The following is a 19,300-nucleotide window of genomic DNA, read 5'->3' as shown; positions in this document are numbered from 1 at the left end:
TCTTACCTGCTTTCTGCCGGAACGTCGGCAAGGACCTGCTCGGCTTCGGCGGCGCCGAGGAGGTTGCCGTGATCCCCATGCTCGGCCGCGTACGCGGCATAATCCCCGTACTCGCCAGCAAGCAGCCGCGCGGTGAAGACCGCGTGAGCCCGGGTCATCTCGGCTTCACGGTCAGGCTTCACCCAGCCTGCGGGAATTTCTGGCGTTGGGTCGCCTGACAGCGCTGCCTTGCGCCACGCGCGCGCAAAGGTAATCTCCTCATCGCTTTGGCGCGCGCCTAGATTGTCCTTAGAGGCCCCAATCTTGTGTCCATCAGGTCCGAAGAACATCTCCCACTCGTACTTCCGCAGGGTGCCGAACTGTGATTCATAGAGAGCGCAGAGTTGCTGGGCGCTGAGTCCGAGCATCACGGCAACGAGAGCATCAATCTCTACCATCGCCATTCGGCGCTCGTAATCGGACCTAAGCGGAACATTCGTTGTCCAGGTGCGGGCGACGTTCTGGATTGATTGCCCCTCGACTGCGGCATTGGTCCATCGGTCATCTGCCCATTCTGGACAGAATACATTGGTCCACAAGTCAGAGTATTCTCGCGTTAGGCAGTTCAAGCGCAGCGTTCGCAACAGCAGTGGTGTGATGAGCGGGTGATCCAGTGGGGCAGGGAGCTGATTCACCAGGTCGGTTTGAAGGTCATCCTTACCCATGAGCTTGACTTGATAGTCGAGAGGAATGCTGGCCCAGAGGCCGGCAATAGCGGCAGTCTCTCTATTCCCTTGCATTGCAAGGGAATAGACGCCATGTACGTGACTGGTGCCGGGTGGAATCAGGATCGCCTGCAATGTGCGCTCAGTTACGGAATCGACTCGGCGGCGCCATGCTACCCGAAAATAATCGACAGGGCGCCCTTCTGCCCAATCCTCATGTGCGGCGGAAAACTCCTCCTCGGAAACCCCTGGGATGAAGTTTGTGCGAGGAGCTGCCACCTCAGGAAGGCTCTCCAGGTCTACTGAGGAGTAATCCTTGTATGACTTGCAGCCGACATTAGCCTGCTTGAAAAATGGGTTGGCAGGGCCGAGGTGCGGCCCCTGCAGGATTGCTTTGCCCAGGGAGTCGGGGACCTGGGTAACACTCCTAATTACATGATTATCCTTGGCCTTCTTTTCGTAAAGCCCAAACGTCCACTCGAAGGGATGGTTGTCCAGCCGCTCTGAAAAGGAAGCAAGGAGTTCAATGGCTCCGTTATCCGGAACTGTCAATGGGCGAAGCATTCTGGATTGGCGGGGCGGCGTGGCCGTTCCATCGGCAAGCTTGACCCAGGCAGATAGGACAGACTCATTCACCAATACCACGCGCTGCTTGTGGGGGCGAATGTCCCAGTCCCCCGATTCGAATCGGCGCCCGGGAATATCGCCAGAGCCGTCATGTGTGATTGAGTTGTCAGCTGTTGACGGATGAAGAAGTCCGGCAATGTTGATGAACGAGACATCGCGCTTGGCGCCGTAGATATTGACGCCGTACTCTCGCGTGTTAAGAATCTCGAATAGCTTCAGTTCATTCCGGAACTGAAAATGCCGCCTCAAGCGGGAGTATGTAAGCTCCCGTACTCGACCGCCCCGAACCGCCCCGAAGTGCGATTCTAGGTGAATCAGGCCGGAAATTCCTGCGGGTGCACTGTTGTGCCAAACCCTATCCATGAAATTGACGTAAAGGTTTGTCTTGAGCGCGGAGACGTCAGCGTATTCAATGGGGGATCCGAGGAATTCAGACATGCCTGACCATGCGCTCACCTCTGCCATGTAAGAGCGAAGGGAATTCTCGCTGGAGAGCAGGTTCTTCCGACGAGCAAGCTTTACCTCATTGGTTGTCTTCTCGTTTAGTCCGAACCATGCGTCTTGCTCGGCAAGCGCTACGTGATCTTTCCACTCAAGGACAACCCAAGGAGGATTCCCCACCTGCAGATCGAATCCTCCTCGCTCGAAGACATGCGCAAACTCGAGTTCCCAGTGGAAAAAACCCTCCCGTTGAGCAATTGCATCTACCTCGCTGAGCCAAGGGAAACGCACTGCCACGGTAGGCATGTCGATACACTGACTCAGTGTGCGGTCAAGCTCGTCGTCCAATGCAAGCTGCTCAAAGTCGCCTGTGTCCGCGAACAATCCAAGCTCATCGTCCAGCCCCGCCCCAGCGCCGCGCTTTGTCGACTTGGCCTTGGCCTTGGCCGGAGGAACGCCCAGCACCGACTCGCAGAAGTTCAGCCACTCATCGAGTGCGGGCGGTTTCGGAGTGTGCGGCTGGCTTACCGGCCAATACCACAGCGCACACCATGCGTCCATGACGAGCTTCAGTCGTCCGCGCGGAGACCCCGGCTGCAGAAGTGCCCTTTCTACTTGCTCGCGCGACACGGCCCCCGACGATCTGGGGAGAGGTCTGTTCTCGTCGATTTCCCACACAGCGATATCGCGACGGATTTCCCGTTCTGACACCACGAGTCGGCGCCTCGCCAGTTCCCACAACCGTTCGGCGCGAGTCGCCAAGGCCAGTAGGCGCTTCGTCTGAGAAATAGACGGAGTTCCCGTGACCTTCTTGCGCCAGTCTGTGAGGCGATCGCGTTCCTCCCTGGCCAATTCCTTGGCCTGCTCGGCGTCTGCAACCGACCCCCACCCGCGAGTTGGAAGCAGGAAATGGTGAATCTCCTCACCTGCCTGGTGGGTGGTGCCATCGATGCTCTCTCGCAGGGGCCGATGTGTTGGCGCCGTGGTCAGCCATGCCTTTCGCTTCAGAGTCGAGGCGTCGTACACCGCATGTCGTGCGCCAATGAGTGAGTTGCCTCGCCGCAGGTGCAGGCCGAACCAGGGGGCCTTGAGACCTTCATGCATCGCGTTAAGCCACAGAGATACCTCGGCCAGCTCCACCGCCGTGTGGTTGAGGTCCACGCCGTAGCAATTGTGGAGGGCCAGGTACGCCTTGACCTTTTGCAGCTCTGCCTCGTACTGGTCCGGCGGCAGCTGCATGTCCTGGCCGCGCTCCACCGAGAGCTCATTCATGCGGCGGCGCAGGTACTCGGCAGCGAGCTGATTGATGGCCTCGTTGAGGAACGCTCCCGAACCGAGGGCCGGCTCGCACACCACCAGGTCCAGGATGTCGCGAGCCTGCGTGATCTCGCCATCCTGGTCGAGCAGCTCGGCCAGTGCGTGTTTGACCGTGCTACGGGTGAGCACCTCGGGGGTGTAGTACGAGGCGGAGCGCTGCCGCTCGCGACCGGAGAGGCGGTAGACGAAGGAGCCCTTCTTGTGCTCGACCCGCCTGGGTACGCCCGTGATCTCGTCGGGGCGCTTGACGAAGACTTCGTCGTCGTAGTTGTCGGCTTCGCGCTGGGGGACGACCCATGTGCCGGCAAGCCCGTCCGAGTCCGGCTTGGCTACCTCGTACAGGTCCTCGGAAGCGAAGAAGCCGGTGTACGACATCAGGCCCTCGTACACCGCGCCGAGTTGGTTGATGCCGAGCTGGGCGTAGGAAATGAAGCCTTTGCCGGTGCCGTGGCTGAGCATGAGGCGGTTCAGCACCCGCCACAGCACCTTGTTGCGCAGCCGGGTGTCGACGCGCTGGCCGTCGATGCGTACCGATCCGATCAACGGCGTGGCATTCGCGTGGAACAGGTCACTGCGCAGGGACTCGAAGCGGATGCCGTCCGCGTCCAATCCGGTGTCGCTCCGCTCCTGCTCTTCCAGGGCACGGTGTCCCTGGTCGACGAGACGGAACAACAGATCCAGCGACTCGTGGAAGTGGAAGCCATCCTGAGCCTCGTCCGGAAGGTCGTACGAGACGAGTTCACCGAGTCGGCCGAGTCCATACCCGTCCTGGTAGGCGTCGTCCTTGCTGGGCAGGATGCCCAGTTCCGGTCGGGCTTCTGCGTACAACAGGAACAGGATGCGGTACAGGTAGCGCAGTGATTCCCGGGTGAGCCGGTTGGCGAGTTCGGTGCTGTCGCCGAGTTCGGAGGGGTCGGCGTCCTGGTCGTGGATGCGGTCCAAGATCTCCTGGGCGATCAGCTCGACGGACTGTCGCAGGCCCTCCCGCAGCTCTTTGGAGACGCCGACGGCGTGTTTGCGGCCCTTGTCGACGAGGCTGTCCAGGAATCCGGCGGCTCCGCCTTCTGTCAGCAGGGACTCCGCGCCGAATAGAGCCGAGACAGCTTCCAGTTCGCCGCCGTTGGCGACCAGGTTGCGATCGAGCGCGGCGTCGATGCTGACGCCCAGGAATCGGCCCTCGTGCCACGCGGTGCGGTCGGCGAGCAGCACGGCACCGCCGGCGAGCAGGAGTACGAACCTGGGCGCGTAGGCGTCCTCGCTGCCGAAGAGGAAGGTGACGGCGTCCGCCGCGCTGGTGATCTCGTTTCTGCCGTCGAGGGCGATGGGGGCGAGCAGCTGCGCGCCGCCGTCTTCGATGTCGGAGGCGACGAGTTCGGAGTCTGTGCTCCAGGTGACGTCCAGCGCGATCAGCTCGACACCCCCGGGCCCCTTCACCGCGAGAGCGACGGGGACTTCGCGGGGTTTGTCGCTGTGCATGACCTCGAAGACGCCCCGCTGGATCCTGGTGTGGGTGTCGTCCTCGCGCTCTGGAGGCTCGTCTCCACGGTGGATGTAGGCGAGGGCTGCGAGCAGAGCGTCGTTGAGCTTGCGCAGCTCGGATCCGCCGAAGTCGCCTTTCTCGGTGATGCGGACCTTGGCCTTGAAGTAGTCGCGGCTCAGGTTCCTCACGCCGGAGCGGGATGTGGGCGCTCCGGCCCGGTCCGCTGCAGTCCAGTGCTTGCGCAGGTCAGCGAGGTCCTTGGCGAAGAGCTCGGCGAGGTAGTGGGCCGAGATGTACTCACCGCGGTTGATGATCGCTTCGAATGCCACGGTGGTCATGCACCCTTCTGTTCACTGGCTGCTGCGGCGGGCGCGAGCACCCCGATGAGGCGGATCATCGGGTCGCCCTGGGTGGCGAGCTGCTCGATCAGCTGCTCGACCTCTATTGCGGTGGTCTCCACCCGCTGTTCCTCATGCTCGCGTCGGATGCCGAGGGTGAGCTGCTCGAACGTCGACTGGCTCGCCTTGCGCCAGGCTGCCAGGCGCTTCTCGTACTCGGCCAGTTGCTCGATCAGCGGTTCTTCCTGGCTGCTACGTAGTGTGAGCAGGTGCTGCCGTGTGGCCTCGACCGCCCGTGGCACCAGGGCGCGCAGGGCATCGATATCCCCGGCGAAGGGCCGGTTGAGCATTTTGGGCTTCACACCGGCGCGCTCCAGGACACCGACCAGATCGTCATCGAACACGGGGTTGCCGTGCTCCAGTCCGGTCACGCAGGACCAGGCGAGGACTGTTGGGTGGCCCTTGGCGTTGGAGTACATGCCCTGCATCAGGAATACCGGCCCCGCAACGTTGGCTGTGATGACGGGCGCGGCGTTGCGGGTGAGCCGGACCAGGACCTTGTCGGTGAGCCACTCCACCACCGGGTGCTGGTCGGTGAGGTAACTGACGTCGGGCCAACCGGAGGTCTCGCGCCGCTCCTGCTTGGTGATCGCTCCCTTGGTCCTCTCTCCGCTGCGCTCGCGGGCGCGGTCCAGGCGCTGCTGGGCGAACCCGGGATCGAAGGTGACTCTGAGCTTGTCAAGCACTCCGCGCTCGTCCAGGTAGGTCTGCGGGAGGACGAGGAGGCGTCGCTGCAGTTCGCGGTCCGGGGCGAAGGAGAGCATCTCGGGGTAGTCCTTGTCCCACGCCTTCCCGATCTTCTCCTCGGGGTTGCCGTAGACCTCGTCGAGTGCCTCCTCGACGAAGGCGCGTGTCGAGGCGAACAGCTGCGGTACGCGGTAGTGGGCGCCTGACCCGTCGACGGTGTGGTGTGCCATGAAGAGGTTGAAGGGATCGGCCGGCTGGGCGGGGACAATCTCGTCGAACATCCTCCCGTCCGCGAGTCCCGACTTGATCGCGGTTTCCTCCGCCTCCTCGTCGCGCAGCCCGAGGATGGAGGCGGCCTCACCGAGGGTGCGGTGTACCTCATCCTCGCGCTCCAGCAGTCGCCGGGAGACCAGTCGGTCTGCGGAGGGCACGTCGGGGTCCTCGTCCTGGCGGACCAGAAGCAAAGCGCGGACCTCTGGGGACGTCTGCTGGCCGTATCGGTCGATACGGCCGTTGCGCTGCTCGATGGTGATCAATGACCAGGGCAGGTCGTAGTGGATCATCTGGTGGCACTGGCGATGCAGGTTGACGCCCTCGGACGCGATGTCACCCGTGAGCAGGATGCGTAGCTCGCTGTCCGCCAGGCCGAAGTCCTTCACGGTTCGCTGCTGCTCGTCATCGGGCAGGCCACCGTGCAGCTGGCGGATAGCCCCGCGCCCCTTCTCCTCGCCCGCCTCGAAGCCGAGCTCACCGGGCAGGGCGTCATGGAGCATCTGCAAGGTGGCCCGGCGCTCGGAGAAGATGACGACGCGCTTGTCGGAGCCCGGCCCGATCCCCATGCCTTGCAGCTCGTCGACCAGGCGGCGGAACTTCGCTGCATTCTCCACCGTGGCCTCGCTGGCGAGCTCGCCGAGCCGTGTCAGCGCCGTACGCTCTGCGGCCCGCTGCTCCCCCTTTTCCGGGTGCTCCTTTACGTCCTCGTCGATACGCTCGATCCGGTTCTCCACCGTCTCAGCCAACGCCTTATGCGAGGAGAGGAAGGCTTTCAGGAGCGTATACGGGAACAGTCGGGCGCCCTTGCCGCTCACCGGAGCCGACTGACCTGCTTCCGGCCTGATCCAGACGTCGTACAGCTCCTCGAAGATCTTCTGTTCCGTGGGGTTTGCGACGCAGTCGAAGGCCACTGGCGGCTTGCGGGTGGCCCACTTGTGGCCGATCTCCGCCGAGACGTCGGGGGACATCTTGTGCCGACGGACGTACAGGTGGTCGAGCTGAGTCTCGTCGTAGTCGCTGGTGTCGGGGATGGCGGTCGGGTCCAGCAGGCTCAGCAGCTCACCGAACGACTCGCGCTGGCCGTTGTGGGGTGTGGCGCTGGCCAAGATCAGGGCGTCGGTCCTGGGGGCGAGCAGCCCTGCGAGCCGGTTGTTCTTGGTCCCGGTGTTGATCAGCTTGTGGGACTCGTCGATGACGACGGCGTCCCAGTTGACCTGCATGAGGTGGCTGCGCCAGCGGTCGGAGCGCAGGGTGTCGATGGAGATGATCGCGCGCTTGTAGTACGAGAAGGGGTTGCGGCCGGCCGGGATGTTCTGCCGGATGCGCTCAATGCCGGTCGAGTCCAGGCGTACGAGAGGGATCGCGAAACGGGTCCACAGCTCGTGCTGGAACTGCTCCAGGATGTGCTTGGGCGTGACGACGAGGATGCGCTCGCCCCTGCCCCGGCGGATGAGCTCCGACAGCAGTAGCCCAATCTCCAGGGTCTTGCCCAGTCCGACTGCGTCGGCGATGAGCAGCCTAGGGCGCAGGCCGCGCAGCGCTGCCCTGGCGGGCTCACGCTGGTAGGCCAGGTTGTCGAGGAGGTGTGTACCGACGGTGGCGAGCCGTTGTTCGGACAGCGGAAGCGGAGTCTTGCGGATCAGCGCGTCGATGAAGAGCCGGGAGCGGCGGCACTCCGGGGAGTCGTCGACGACAAGGTCGGTGTCCTCGGGCCGCAGAGGGGTGACCTGGTCCAGGGACTCGTGGGCGAAGAAGACAGCTCGCTGGTCGCGCACGAGTGGGGAGATGCCACGGACATCCAGGCGCGTGCCGTCGTGCGAGGTCTTGGACACCTCGACGACAAGCCAGTCCTCGTCCCGTGCACGGACCTGCATGCCCGCGGCGAATTTGGCTGTGCCTGCGGCGCTGGTCACCGGGTTCTCTCCTTCGATCACTGTTGAACTGCCTCGTCGTGCTCTACTGCCTGTCCCGCTGTGCACCCGGCGGAATCAGCCGCCGAAGTCAGACCGCCGGTCGCGGATCTTTCCGCGCCAACGGTCAGCCCATGGCGCGCCCCCGCCACTGGACGCGCCGGCGACGGCAGGTTCCGCGGGCGACACCTCGTCCCCGAGCTCCGGACCCGCAACACCCTCCTGAGCCGAGACTGGCTCAGGAGGGTCCGGCGGCACCGGAGGTGCCCCTTCCACCTGCAGGACGTCCGTGAGGAAGGCACCGGGGAGCGGTGGGTAAAGCGGACCGCTGACCGGTACCGCATGCTCCAGCAGCCGGTCCATGGCCGCCTCCAGCACACTGTGAGCGGTCGGCCGGTCCTCCGGAGCGTAGGACAGGGCACTGACAACCAGCTCTCGCAGGCTCTCAGGCATGCCCGAGAGATCGGGCGGAACGTCCAGTATCCGCTGTACCGGAATATCGGCGTAGAACGGGGGGTGCCCAGTCGCCGCATGCACCAGCGTCGCGCCCAGGCTGTACACGTCCGCGGCCTCGCTCGCCTTGCGGGAATCCATGGCCTGCTCCGGCGCCATGTACACGAGAGTGCCGACCGGTGTGTCGCCGGAGGTGAGGCCGGTCGCACCTCCGACATGGCAGACGCCGAAGTCGATCACACGAGTGCCCTGTGTGGTGACCAGCACGTTGCTGGGCTTCAGGTCGCGGTGGAGGAGCCGGACAGAGTGGATGTGAATCAGAGCATCGGACAGACTCGCGGCCAGCCACCACGCCCCAAGCTCACTCACCGCGCCATGCTGGTCCAGCAGTACGTCGAGCGAGGGCGCGTGGACGTATTCGGTGGCGATCCAAGGCTGCTCCGCGTCGGGGTCAGCGTCCACGAGAGCCGCGGTGTGGAATCCACCGACACGCCGGATCGCCTCCAGCTCCTGGGCGAACCGCTGACGGAAGTACGGCTGGTCTGCCAGCGCCGGCTTGATGACCTTGATCGCCACGGGGCGGGGGCTGCGGTATCCGAGGTAGACGACGCCCATCGCGCCTTGGCCGAGACGCTGGGTCAGCCGGAAGCCCGCGATCTCTCGGGGGTCGTTCTCCCGCAGCGGCTCGAACACCATCGCCCCCCGTTCCGCGACCGGGCAGATGAAGGCGAAATGCGCCGGACGCGATGCGTCACACGTCAACAACGCTGAGGTTATCAGTGGCACGAGCTACTTCTTGTGCCTCGCTGGATCTTCCCTGTGACTCATATGACCAATCGGCCAGGAGGGTGTCGGTGACCGCCTCCTCATAGACAGCGCGGTTCTCCCTTTCCATGGCCTCGGCGAGCTCTGGCTCCCAGCAGGTGTCCTGCCGCTTTCCGCTCAGCCGGACGTGATCGCTGTCGGCGCGAACACCACTGAGGTAGTCAGCAGTGCTCATACGCCAGGGTTTGGCCTGATAGCGGGTACGGACCTGATTCGTCATGTCGATGCCGGGCCAGTCGAAGTCCCCGTGGTAGAGCAAGGTGCCGCCGGCTTGGACGATCAACCGGGCCAGCCGGTGGAAGGCGGTCGAGGGGCGGCCCTCGGCGCAGATCAGCGGCGGGCTGCTGGCGCCGAGCTCACCGGCGGCACGGCGGAGCACGGCCGGGTTCTCGCAGACGTACACCCTTGGCATGTTCACGGTGATCGGCAGGGTGATGAGCTGGTGGAGGGTGATGTGGAAGGGGGTGCCGTAGCGGGCGGCGTCGGTGAGCCACTGGCCCAGCCCTTGTCCGGTCGCGGGGAGGTTGAGGACGAGGACGCGGCTGGCGAGGTCGTCGACGATGACGTCGAAGGCGTCCCACAGCTCGCGCCGGGTCTCGGCTCCTGATCCGAGTGGGATTCCGCGTGCCATGGCCAGGGCCCGCAGAACCAGTGTCGGCAGAGAGCCGCGGCCGGGGTTGAGGGCCTTGGTGTCTCCTGTGGCGGCGTCAGCCAGGGCGGGCAGCATGACCGGAGGCGAGCCGCTGGGCCGGTTGTTGAGGTATTCCAGGACGCGGATGGCCTGGCTGAAGAGGTGGGTGTCCTTCTTGTTGATCAGCCCGGTGATTGTGCCGTCGGATGCCAGGTCGGCCAGCCATTGCCGGTACCAGGGGTGCTCTGTGTGCAGCGGGCTGGCCTCGCCCTCGGCCAGGATCTTCTGCCGGGCCTGATCGAGTGTGGTCCGCTCATCGGCGCGGAAGCGCAGCTCCGGGCCGATTCGTTCCAGGACATCGCGGAGCGACATGCCCGCGACGTTGCGGACACTTTCCTCCAGCGCCGAGAGGGGGATGGTGATGCGGCGGACGTCGGCCGAGCGATAGGTGCCGGTGATGCCGATGACGGCGTTGCGTTCGGCAGCGGTCGGGTTGGTCAGGCCGATCGAGCCCTTGACCTCACCGCCGTTGCGCTCGAGCGAGCGCCGGGCAGCGGCCAGGAGCCGGCGAAACTCGGGGCCCCGGTAGCGCCCGTATGCCTCTGCTGACGTGGTCATTCCGATTCCTCGACGTCGTTCATCGGCTCGTCCTCGGGGATGTCAGCAAGCAGTCCTGCCTGCGCGGGCACGTGTCGGCGGGGCGTGAAGCCGAGGAGTTCGGCGGCCAGGTCGTCGGATCCGGGGAATCCGAGGTCATCGAGGATCTGTTCGCCGTCCCAGACGAGCAACATGGCGGAGACGGTGTGGGATGCCTCGTCATGCTTCATGTCGTAGTGCGAGATCTGCGGCACGTCGGGGTACGTGATCCACAGGTCGTAGCCGGTCATGAAGAGGTCGAGGTCGAACTTGGCGGTGAGGGCGAGAAGGTCGGGGCGGTACTTCTCGTCGATGCCGGCGAATGCCTCGTCGAGGGCGATCAGGCGCGGGCAGGTGGGGTACGCGGAGCTGTACTGGGCGTGGGCGGCGGCGAAGAGCGGCAGGTGAATAGAGGCGGACTTCTCGCCGCCGGACATCACGCTGTGCTTGGCCTTGGTGAGCAGTTCCCCCTTCTTACGCTCCTCCTCGCTCATGCCCGGCCGGAACAGACGGAGTTCGAACTTGCGCCAGGCGCGATAGTCCAGGACCTCGGCGATCACCTGCTGGTAGCTCCTCTTCTTATCGGCAGCGGCCTTGGCGCGGATCTGGCTGCGCAGGTGGGAGCGGAGTTCGGCCAGGCCGGCCGGGCCAAGACCGGAGGCGTCCTTGTCGAGCAGTTTGTTGACGGCCTGCTGTGAGTCGGTGATCGCGTCGGAGACGACCCAGTTGATGCCAACCGTCGTTCCGGAGGACATCGGCTTGGAGCGGGTGTCGGCGTCCATGCTCTTGACCAGGTCGCGGGCGGCGACGGTACGGTCGTGGATCTGCTGAGCCAGTCCGGTCAGGAGGCCGTCTTCCAGGACAGTCCGTTCCTTGTCTTCCAGCAGCACACTCTGATCGGCGAGCTGTTCGGCCAGGCGGCGGGCGAAGTCTGCTACGGGGGCTGGTCCTTCGCTGTCGGTGACCCGGGCCAGGATGATGTCGCCGGCCGGCTCCCACTCGAAGAGGTAGCCCTGATCGGATTCCAACAGGGCTGACTCCAGCGTGGTGATCGCCGTGGAGATCTTGGTCGTGACGGTCTTCAGGAGGCCCGCGGTGATCGGTCGGCCATTCGTCGCCTCGTCGAGCGCGTTGACCAAGGAGGCGACGGATGCGGGTACGACGCTTTGGGCGGCCTCCATGCCAGTGAGAGAGGTGTCGGGCGAGGTGATGCTGTCCATAAGGGCCTGGACCGCTTGCTCGGGACTCGGCCACATGTCGTACGGCAGCCAGACGGTCTCGGCGGTCGCTTCGAGCAGGCCCAGAAGGTCGGGCCGGGCGTACGGCTCCAGCGTTAGCGTGGTGCGCACCTGCTCGGCCACAGCCGTGGCCAGTGCTGTATGGCCGAACTCCAGGGCATGGTCAGCCTTCAGAAGCCGGTCTCGCTGCTCTTCCGCGTCCTTCTTCGCACGGCCGTATGTCTTCTGTGCATCGGCGAGCTGCTCCTCAGCGTCCGCGATCTGCTGCAGAATCTCCTGCAAAGGGGCTTCGAGCGTCGCTTCCTGGGTGCGCAGTCGCTCCTCCTGAACGGCGAAATCATCTCTGCGCGCCTGCAGCGCCTCAGCCTGTTCTGAGCAGGACTCGGTCTGCACTTCGATGATCTCCCTGCGGCCGGCGATGTCGCGCTCGGCGGCCTCCGCCTGCTCACGGCAGGTGGAGAGCGCGCTGCCGGCGCTGGCGAAGTCGTCGATGGCCTGGGCGATGTTGTCCAGTTCCTCACGAAGGGTGGGCAGTCGTGTGACCGTGGCGGCATGCCGAAGCTGCCGGTTCTTCTCATGGGCGCGGGCGATCGCCCCATCGAGCCGCGTGCGGGCTTCGGTGAGGCGGCGGCGGGCGCTGGCGACCTTCTCCGCCACCACGGCCACCTCGCCTACCGCTTGGGTGATCGGCTGGGTGCGGGGGAGCTCACGCCGGGCGCGGTCGAAATCGTCGAACGCCTCCTGCGCGTACTGCTGCCGTTCTTCGATGCCGCGTAGCTGAGCGTCCAGGGCGGCGATGGATTCTTCGAGAAGGAGCAGCCGTTCCCGCCGACGGGCGGCTCGCGCGGTGGCCCCGATGTACTCCGGCTGGGCCTTGGGATGAGCACCGGCCTGGACGCCGAGGCAGAAGTGTGAACCGGTGGTAACCGAGGGAGCGGACAGCATGTCGTCGGCCGCTGGGGCGTCCTCTATGACGGCGATGGACGCCAGGACAGCCCGTACCGCCGCAGCGTCGACGAGCTGCTGGTCTTCGACGACCAGTAGATCGGCCAGGGTCTGTCCGGTGGGCCGCTGAGAGCGAGGCAACGGGCGCAGATAGGCGTCGGCGACCTTGTCGTGCAGGGCCTGGTCGGTCAGCGCAGGGTCGGGGTGCAGCCAGGCAGTGAGCAGGCCAGCCGCGTACAGGGCGCCCTCCACAGCGGCTGCATGGTCGTCTGGAACGTGATCGGCGAACCGCACGACCTGCCACAGCGGGGCGCCGGGCCGATCATCGCGGCTGGCAGGACGCAGGTCACTGGGTGGGGGCGCGTCATCAGCCTCGGCGGCCACGGTGTCGCGTTCATCCTGTCTGCTGCGCAAAGCGTGTGCAGTGTCGCTGTGCTCCCGCTTCAGGGTCTCGACGCGGGTCAGGGCCCTGGTGCGGCGCTGGTCAGTGAGAGAACGAAACACCTCCGGCAGCGGGGACGCGTCGGGTTCCCCCACCGTGTCGATGGCCGCGCGCAGTGCGTCACCGTCGGCGGCGGCCAAGACCGCGATGTCGTTACCGCTGCTCCAGCGGCTGATGAATTCGTCCAGCTCCTGTCTGGCCGTGGTGCGGGCGACCGTGAGCTTCTCGGCGGCTGCTGCGGACTGCCGCTCGGCTTCGGTCAGCTCACCGCTGGCCGCGTCACAGTGGTCCTGCTCGCGTTCCTGGTCCTTCGTGGCGTCCTCATACGCGCTGAGTTGGGCGCGTACGTCCTCCAGTTCGCTGCGACGCGCGGCTACGCGACCTGCTACGACTGTGTCCAGCTCGGCACCAAGATCCAGCGTGGCGTCGTCGTGCAGGATGCCGCAGCGGCGTGCGGCGTCCATGAGGCTGTGGGTGTGCCGGGAGGCCGCTTTGCGCAGCTCCTCGTGCCGCTGGCCAGCGCGCTCAGCCTCCCCATTGAGGGCGGCCAAGTTCTTCTGGGCTTGGTTGAGGTGGCGTTCGCCGTCGGTGATGCCCCGGCGTTCCGTGCGTACGCGGTCGCGCAGTTCCTTGAGGTCGTCACGTTGCTTGATGGCGTCGTGGTTCTTGTACTCGGCCAAGCGGGCGCCGATTTCGTTGCACTGGCGCTCGGCGGTATCCCGCTCCTGCTGTGCGGAAGTCAGCTGCCGCTCCGAGGTGCGACGGTCCTCCGCAGCTTCCATGATCTTCTGGCACTGCGCGGCTGTGTCCTGGATGCGCCCGGTGACGTGGTCGACGCGGTCACGGGCATGGGCGCGCAGGTAACTGGTGTAGTCACGCAGGAAGTTCCGGACCGCGGTATCCGCCCCCGTCAGGGCGTTGAGGAGTGCTTGGATCTCGGAGAGGTTCTCGAAGTCGCGGGCGGCCTGCAGGATGAGGTCATCGTCGACGGGGCGCAGACCGGCGGTGAGGGTGTCGGACAGCTTGACCGGGTCAAGATCCTTGGCCAGCAGCGGGCGCCGCAGCTGGAGCAGAAGGCTGACCAGCTGGTTGTAGCGCTCGCGGCCCAGCCCGAACAGCCGGTCATCGATCGCCTCCCGGTACGCCTCCGCCGTATCGAAGATGGCCTTCTTACCCAGCAGGTTCTCCAGGGCCTTCTCCCGCAGCGGGCGTGAGGCGGCGTCCAGCAGGCCGAAGTCGATGCCGACTCTGCCGTCGGTGACGAAGAAGAAGCGGGCTGGCGTGGACATCGCTTTGGTCACCCGCATGCCGATCCCCACGGTGACGGCTTCGAGGACCTCCCCGTCGGGGCAGGTGCGGGCAAATTCCATCCACACATAGCCGTAGGCGGACTCCTGCCCCTTGTAGAGCAGGTTCGACTTCATGGTCCGCTCCTCGCCGCTGAACGGATCAAGGCGCCTTGCGTCGAGGACACCGTCCAGCACGAGGGGGAACAGCACTTCGAGGGCCTTGGTCTTGCCAGAGCCGTTGTGCCCCCGCAGGACCAGTCGGCCATCGGCGAAGACGAACTCCTCATCGGTGTAGTCCCAAAGGCCGATCACTCCGGCGCGGATGGGCTTGAAGCGAACCTCTGACTCGTCAGCGGTGCGGGAGTGGGGGATAAGAGTCATCGAGAGGTGTCCTCAATGGGGAAGTCGAGAGCGAACTGGCCGTGTGCGGGGCGCGGCAGGACGGCGGTGATGTTGCGGAAACGGCCGGCCGCGGGCCGGACCAGGATCCCGCCGGGGACGATGTGGACCAGGCGCAGGTCGGCCAGGAGCGCGACCGCCTCTGCCAGCAGGCCGCCGGGGTCGGCCTGCCACTTGTTGGTGAAGGAGGAGGGGCCGAACTCTTCATAGAGCTCGGTGATCATCTGCTCCAGAGTGCCGTGCTCCACGAAAGGCAGGCTGGTCTGCCCTTCATGCACTGGCACGTCCGGATCGGCGTCGTCAACGTGCCAACCAGCGTCCGCGTGCGGGTCCTGCGCCAAGGCTTCGAGCGTGCCGGCCTGCGGCAGGGCCATGTCGATGCGGCTCAGCAGGTCCGCGTGTTCCTCGCCTGGTCCGGCGGGCAGGAGGTATTGAAGACTGCTGGCCCGTTCCGGGTCTTCCCGCAAGTCCGCGATCTTGGCGAGCATCAACCCGGCAGTTCGGTTGACTGCTCCTCCGCGGCCAGGGAATCGCCTGTCAGTGAAGTGCCCGGTGGTGTCGACGAGCATGATCCCCTCTGCGCGGCGCTCGACCGGCAATCCGGTCAGCCGTGCGATGTCCTCGGCCAGGGTGGGCTGGCGCAGCGCTATTGCTGTCTCTGCGTCGGTGTCGCTGAAATAGACCACCGGGTACTCGATCAGCATGCGACGGGCTCGCTGGGCAGCAAAGCGCCGACGAGGGTCCCGTCCGGTGCCGGCGGTCGGGGTGTCCAGCAGCCCGGCAGCGCTGACCAGGTGCTGCAGCGGCTTGTTCGGCCTGAAAAGCGCAGCGCAGGTGTCGTGGTCGATGTCGAACAGTGCATCGCCGCGGTCGTGATCACGGGCCCAGTCGTCCATCGAACCATCGGAGATCCGCAGCGCACCCCGGTCGACAAGCCAGTCCATCACGTCAACGACCGCGTCCTTGTGGCCGGGTGCGGTCGCATCGAAGCCCAAGTGCTCGATCGCGTTCGCAGACGGCGTGAGCAGTTTGACGAGGTCGGCGAGGTTGATCTCGATGCGTGACCGGTGCAGGCAGGCCAGGATCAGGCACAGGTAGGCCAGCCGCCGCCGGTCGAACGGTCTCTTGCTCTTCACCGTGAGGAACGCCTGGCTGGCGTCGAAGGCGTCCAGCCGCCGCAACAGCCGTGCGTGACGGGCGCTGGTCTGCAAGGAGTAGCCGAACAAGTCACGGAAGTCTTTGGCCAGTTCGTCGGCCCACTGCAGCACCAGCGCAAGCGCCTTGGCCCGCGGGTAGCTCTCGGTGATGACGCCGTGCAGCAGCATGAGCCGGGCCGCTTGCTGGTACGAGCCGAGATCTGAGGTCTCCACGGAGGCGGCTACGCGATGGGCGGGCATCAGGATTTCTCCGTTCGGCGTCGGCGCATCGCACCATGGGGCTTGATCTCCAGGGCGAAGCCGGGCAGGTGCAGCGTGCCGGTCTCAGTCCGCAGCTGGCTGCCGCGCTCGTTCGGAACCAGGCGCAGCGTCAAGACATCGCTGCTGCCGGTCCCGGAACGCAGCTGGCCCGCGACGACCGTTCGCACCTGCAGCGCACGGGTCAACAGCTTGAGCACGGCGCGGGTCTCCGCCTCGTTCAGCACCCGGTCGTGTGGCCCATGGTCCAGAAGATCCTTCGCGGCCTCCCGGTCCGCGGCCCGATCCGCCAACTGTTGCTCACGCAGCCGGGCATGGGCGCCACGGCGCGTGCGGACCGGTTGCGGGCCACCCGGTGCCGGCCGCTTGCCATGCCGGAACAGGCTGATGCTGATCTCCACACCGGGCGCATCCCACCATGTCGTCCGCGGTGAGATCTGGTCATCGTCGTCGTGGGCACCCGACAGATGGCGTACCGAGCGTAGGTCGAAGGCGGCGGACACCAGGGCGTTCGCAGCCTGCTCATCCGGCGCAGCCGCCGCCCAGGCGGCGAGATGCCGCAGCTGAGTGGTCCGGCTCACCCCTCCTCGACGTGACTCCGTCACCTGCCGCAGCAGGGCGATGACCCCCGAAATAGCTGTGCGCGTAGCGCCTTGCAGATGGGCGGCCTTGGTCTCCACAGGGCCGTCCGCCAAGAACCATTGGCGCAGCCCAATCCAGCGCCGCCGCCAGTCCTCCAGCCGTGCGGACGGCCGCATCATGGGCCGCTCATCCACTGCGGCGGCCCGCTCCAGCAGCGTCTCGACCCCGGTGTCCTCCACCTCGTACACGGCCTCGGCCAGCCGTGGCGCGTAGCGCTCCAGTTCCGCTGTGAACTCACTCATGTGTGCCAGCAGCGCGTGCTTGTAGCGCAGGAACGTCTCGGGAGAGACATCCGTCGTGCGCGCCACGTCGTTCAGGGTCAGATAGAAGCGCGCCGCCCGCTGAGTCATGTCCTCCAGCACGCTGTCGAGGCGTGCGAGCTTGCGGTACACCTCGTCCCGGTCGCCTTCCCGGTTCGCACTCGCCAGCGCCTTGAAGTCCGTCAGGATGTCCGCGAAGACCAGCCGCGACAGGTTCGCGTCCTGCACGCGGGAGCCGATGACCTCCTCCACCGCGCGGTAGACGCGGTAGCCGATCTCCGTGAACTGGTAGACCGACTGCCGGTTCCGGTACGCAGCAAGATTGCCGCACCGCAACGGATCTTCCACTCGATAGAGGACCTGCTCGTCGTCCGAGGAGAGGTTGTCGAGCATGCCCCGCAGATTGAGGTCCGAGGCGGACGGTACCTCGTCGTGCTCTGTGGCGAGCTCCTTCAACGCGTTCGCCACGTCGTCAGGGTGAACCTGTAACTGGTGTACGGCCCGCAGTACGTTCATCGCCCGCAGCACCCACAGATATGCGACGGGATCATCACGCTGCGTGAAGTTGAACAGTCGCAGACGGTCGCCCACCGTCAATGAATCAAGATCGAATGACTCGGAGACTCCAGAGTCATCACGCTGGAACACTTACGCCGCCCCTCATCTCGCCACGCATTGCGCATACCCTGACAGACACCACTGACAATCGAGGCCGGAAGAGAAGTAGCTTTCCCCTCTTCAGCACTCTCGCCAGAATCGAACAGCCTCACCTCCTTCGACCGTTTGGCCGCTTCGAATTACTGCCGCCGCCCTCGCAGATTTCGGCAGCGCCCTCCCATCGCCCGCGAGCCCGTGCGCCTGGAATGGGGCGGCTGAAACCAAGTTCCTGGGCCGACGATCTTCCAGACCGTTGGATAGGCCGAGTCGCCACTCAGTAGCGGTGAACAGCGAGGGGCCTGCGACGGGTCGTGGTTCACGAAGGAAGGAGTGGGTATGGCCCTCGCCCCAGGCGAGCCCGGCCGCGTTGCCGTACGGTCGGATCGGTGCTGAGGGCTGCGTCGGCGAGCTGATGAATGCGCCAGTACACCTGGAACCTGCGGACGGCGTTCGGAGTGGGCTGGGGGACGACCTGAAGCACGTCGGTGGGGTCGGTCAGGTCGAGACGGACGGCGAGGCGGGCGAGGTCGGACAGCGGGTCGCCGAAGGCGGCGAGTTCCCAGTCCAGTAGCAGTGCCCCGCCGGCCGCGGGCATGACGAGGTGGCCCGGCTGCAGGTCGTGGTGCAGCAGTCTGGGCTCGATGTCCAGGTCAATGGTGTCGAGTTGGCGGCGGAGGGCTGCCGCGGCGGGCGCGAGGTCGGGTGCGGCAGTCGTGTACGTGTCGAGACGGCCGTGAAGGTAGCGGTGCCAGGTCCGGTACCGCCGGGCTCCGGCGAGCCGACCGGTATGGGGGCCCGTGATGCGGTGGACGGCGGCGAGGGGGCCGGCCAACTCGTGAAGGAGCTGACCGGCGGGCACGGGCTCAGCGTGGACCGCGGTCTGCGCGGTCCACGCCGGACTGCCTCCGGGGCCGGCCCCGAGGAGCTCGGGAGCCGGGGCACCGTGCATGGTGAGGAGGGCCAGGGCGGCGGCCTCGTTGGCGGCGCGCTTCGGGTCGCTGTAGTGCTTGAGTACGTACGGCACTGGGCCGTCGATGTACCAGACGCGGTTTGCCTGTCCGGTGGTGATTTCCCGGGCGCTGTCGGGGACCCTGCCGTTTATCGCCGCCACGGGTTCAGGCGACGTCGCCGAGATAGCTGGATGAGTGCTGGCCCGTGGCGAGGGCGGCGATCGGCTGCCGGAGGGCGTGGGGCAGCAGGTTCAGACCGGGAACCTTCTCCAGTTCCACCCATTCCAGGCCGGTCTGCACGTCGTCTTCGGCGTGTCCGCCGAGGCGGCCGGGGTCGCCTTCGGGGGTGCAGTGGAAGATCGCTTCGATGCGGTGGGTGCCGGCCTCGGTGTCGGCGTGGTCGTGGTTAGCGCCGATGTACTCGCGCAGCCACAGCAGCTTGTCCACGGTGACGGTCAGGCCGGTTTCCTCGTGGACCTCGCGGCGGGCGGTCTGGTCGAGGGGTTCGCCGGGGTTCTGGCCGCCGCCGGGCAGGAAGTAGCAGTCCTGGCCCTCCCAGTTGGCTCGTTGGAGCAGGACCTGACCATCGTGGACGACGACGGCTTTGGCGGAGGTGCGGATGGTCGGGGTGACAGGCTCGGCCACGAGTGGGCTCCAACTCTGCTTCGGTGGTGGGTGGGA

Annotated in this window: 9 protein-coding genes; all 9 read right to left on the bottom strand. The window is 65.8% G+C overall.

Annotation, left to right across the window (positions count from 1 at the left end):
• Nucleotides 1-2: 2 nt before the first annotated feature.
• The 9 genes from AC0VYN_RS22925 to AC0VYN_RS22885 all read right to left on the bottom strand — a co-directional run bounded on the left by AC0VYN_RS22925 (nt 3) and on the right by AC0VYN_RS22885 (nt 19,264).
• Nucleotides 3-4,907, bottom strand: a complete 4,905-nt coding sequence (locus tag AC0VYN_RS22925) for an Eco57I restriction-modification methylase domain-containing protein (protein WP_475532485.1) — start codon at nt 4,905-4,907, stop codon at nt 3-5.
• Nucleotides 4,904-7,840, bottom strand: a complete 2,937-nt coding sequence (locus AC0VYN_RS22920) for a DEAD/DEAH box helicase (RefSeq protein WP_393773628.1) — start codon at nt 7,838-7,840, stop codon at nt 4,904-4,906. The genes AC0VYN_RS22925 and AC0VYN_RS22920 overlap by 4 nt, the downstream gene beginning before the upstream one ends.
• Before the next feature lie 75 nt (nt 7,841-7,915).
• Nucleotides 7,916-9,076, bottom strand: a complete 1,161-nt coding sequence (locus AC0VYN_RS22915; protein ID WP_234350521.1) for a serine/threonine-protein kinase — start codon at nt 9,074-9,076, stop codon at nt 7,916-7,918.
• Nucleotides 9,042-10,364 carry a TIGR02679 family protein gene (locus tag AC0VYN_RS22910; protein WP_475532484.1) on the bottom strand — a complete coding sequence of 441 codons (1,323 nt, stop codon included), beginning with the start codon at nt 10,362-10,364 and terminating at the stop codon, nt 9,042-9,044. Before AC0VYN_RS22910 ends, AC0VYN_RS22915 begins: the two co-directional genes overlap by 35 nt.
• A complete protein-coding gene (locus AC0VYN_RS22905) occupies nt 10,361-14,677 on the bottom strand; it encodes a TIGR02680 family protein (protein WP_475532483.1) in 4,317 nt (1,438 codons plus the stop codon). Before AC0VYN_RS22905 ends, AC0VYN_RS22910 begins: the two co-directional genes overlap by 4 nt.
• Nucleotides 14,674-16,092, bottom strand: a complete 1,419-nt coding sequence (locus tag AC0VYN_RS22900; RefSeq protein WP_475532482.1) for a DUF2398 family protein — start codon at nt 16,090-16,092, stop codon at nt 14,674-14,676. The genes AC0VYN_RS22905 and AC0VYN_RS22900 overlap by 4 nt, the downstream gene beginning before the upstream one ends.
• Nucleotides 16,092-17,660, bottom strand: a complete 1,569-nt coding sequence (locus AC0VYN_RS22895; RefSeq protein ID WP_475532481.1) for a TIGR02677 family protein — start codon at nt 17,658-17,660, stop codon at nt 16,092-16,094. The genes AC0VYN_RS22900 and AC0VYN_RS22895 overlap by 1 nt, the downstream gene beginning before the upstream one ends.
• A gap of 325 nt (nt 17,661-17,985) precedes the next feature.
• On the bottom strand, nt 17,986-18,780 hold the full coding sequence (locus AC0VYN_RS22890; protein WP_475532480.1) for a phosphotransferase family protein: 795 nt from the start codon (nt 18,778-18,780) through the stop codon (nt 17,986-17,988).
• Between the two features lie 4 nt (nt 18,781-18,784).
• Nucleotides 18,785-19,264 carry an NUDIX domain-containing protein gene (locus AC0VYN_RS22885; RefSeq protein WP_157961238.1) on the bottom strand — a complete coding sequence of 160 codons (480 nt, stop codon included), beginning with the start codon at nt 19,262-19,264 and terminating at the stop codon, nt 18,785-18,787.
• Nucleotides 19,265-19,300 lie beyond the last annotated feature (36 nt).

It is taken from the genome of Streptomyces sp. 63XJN7_1_ISO-PGPR-S23-121 (assembly GCF_056173025.1).
The sequence above is the reverse complement of the archived record's forward strand: the minus strand, read 5'-3'. Positions and strand labels throughout refer to the sequence as shown.

What these genes read in the sequence shown, in the direction of transcription:
- AC0VYN_RS22925 (WP_475532485.1), bottom strand. Translation starts at nt 4,907, where the DNA reads ATGACCACCGTGGCATTCGAAGCGATCATCAACCGCGGTGAGTACATC.
- AC0VYN_RS22905 (WP_475532483.1), bottom strand. Translation starts at nt 14,677, where the DNA reads ATGACTCTTATCCCCCACTCCCGCACCGCTGACGAGTCAGAGGTTCGC.
- AC0VYN_RS22910 (WP_475532484.1), bottom strand. Translation starts at nt 10,364, where the DNA reads ATGACCACGTCAGCAGAGGCATACGGGCGCTACCGGGGCCCCGAGTTT.
- AC0VYN_RS22900 (WP_475532482.1), bottom strand. Translation starts at nt 16,092, where the DNA reads ATGCCCGCCCATCGCGTAGCCGCCTCCGTGGAGACCTCAGATCTCGGC.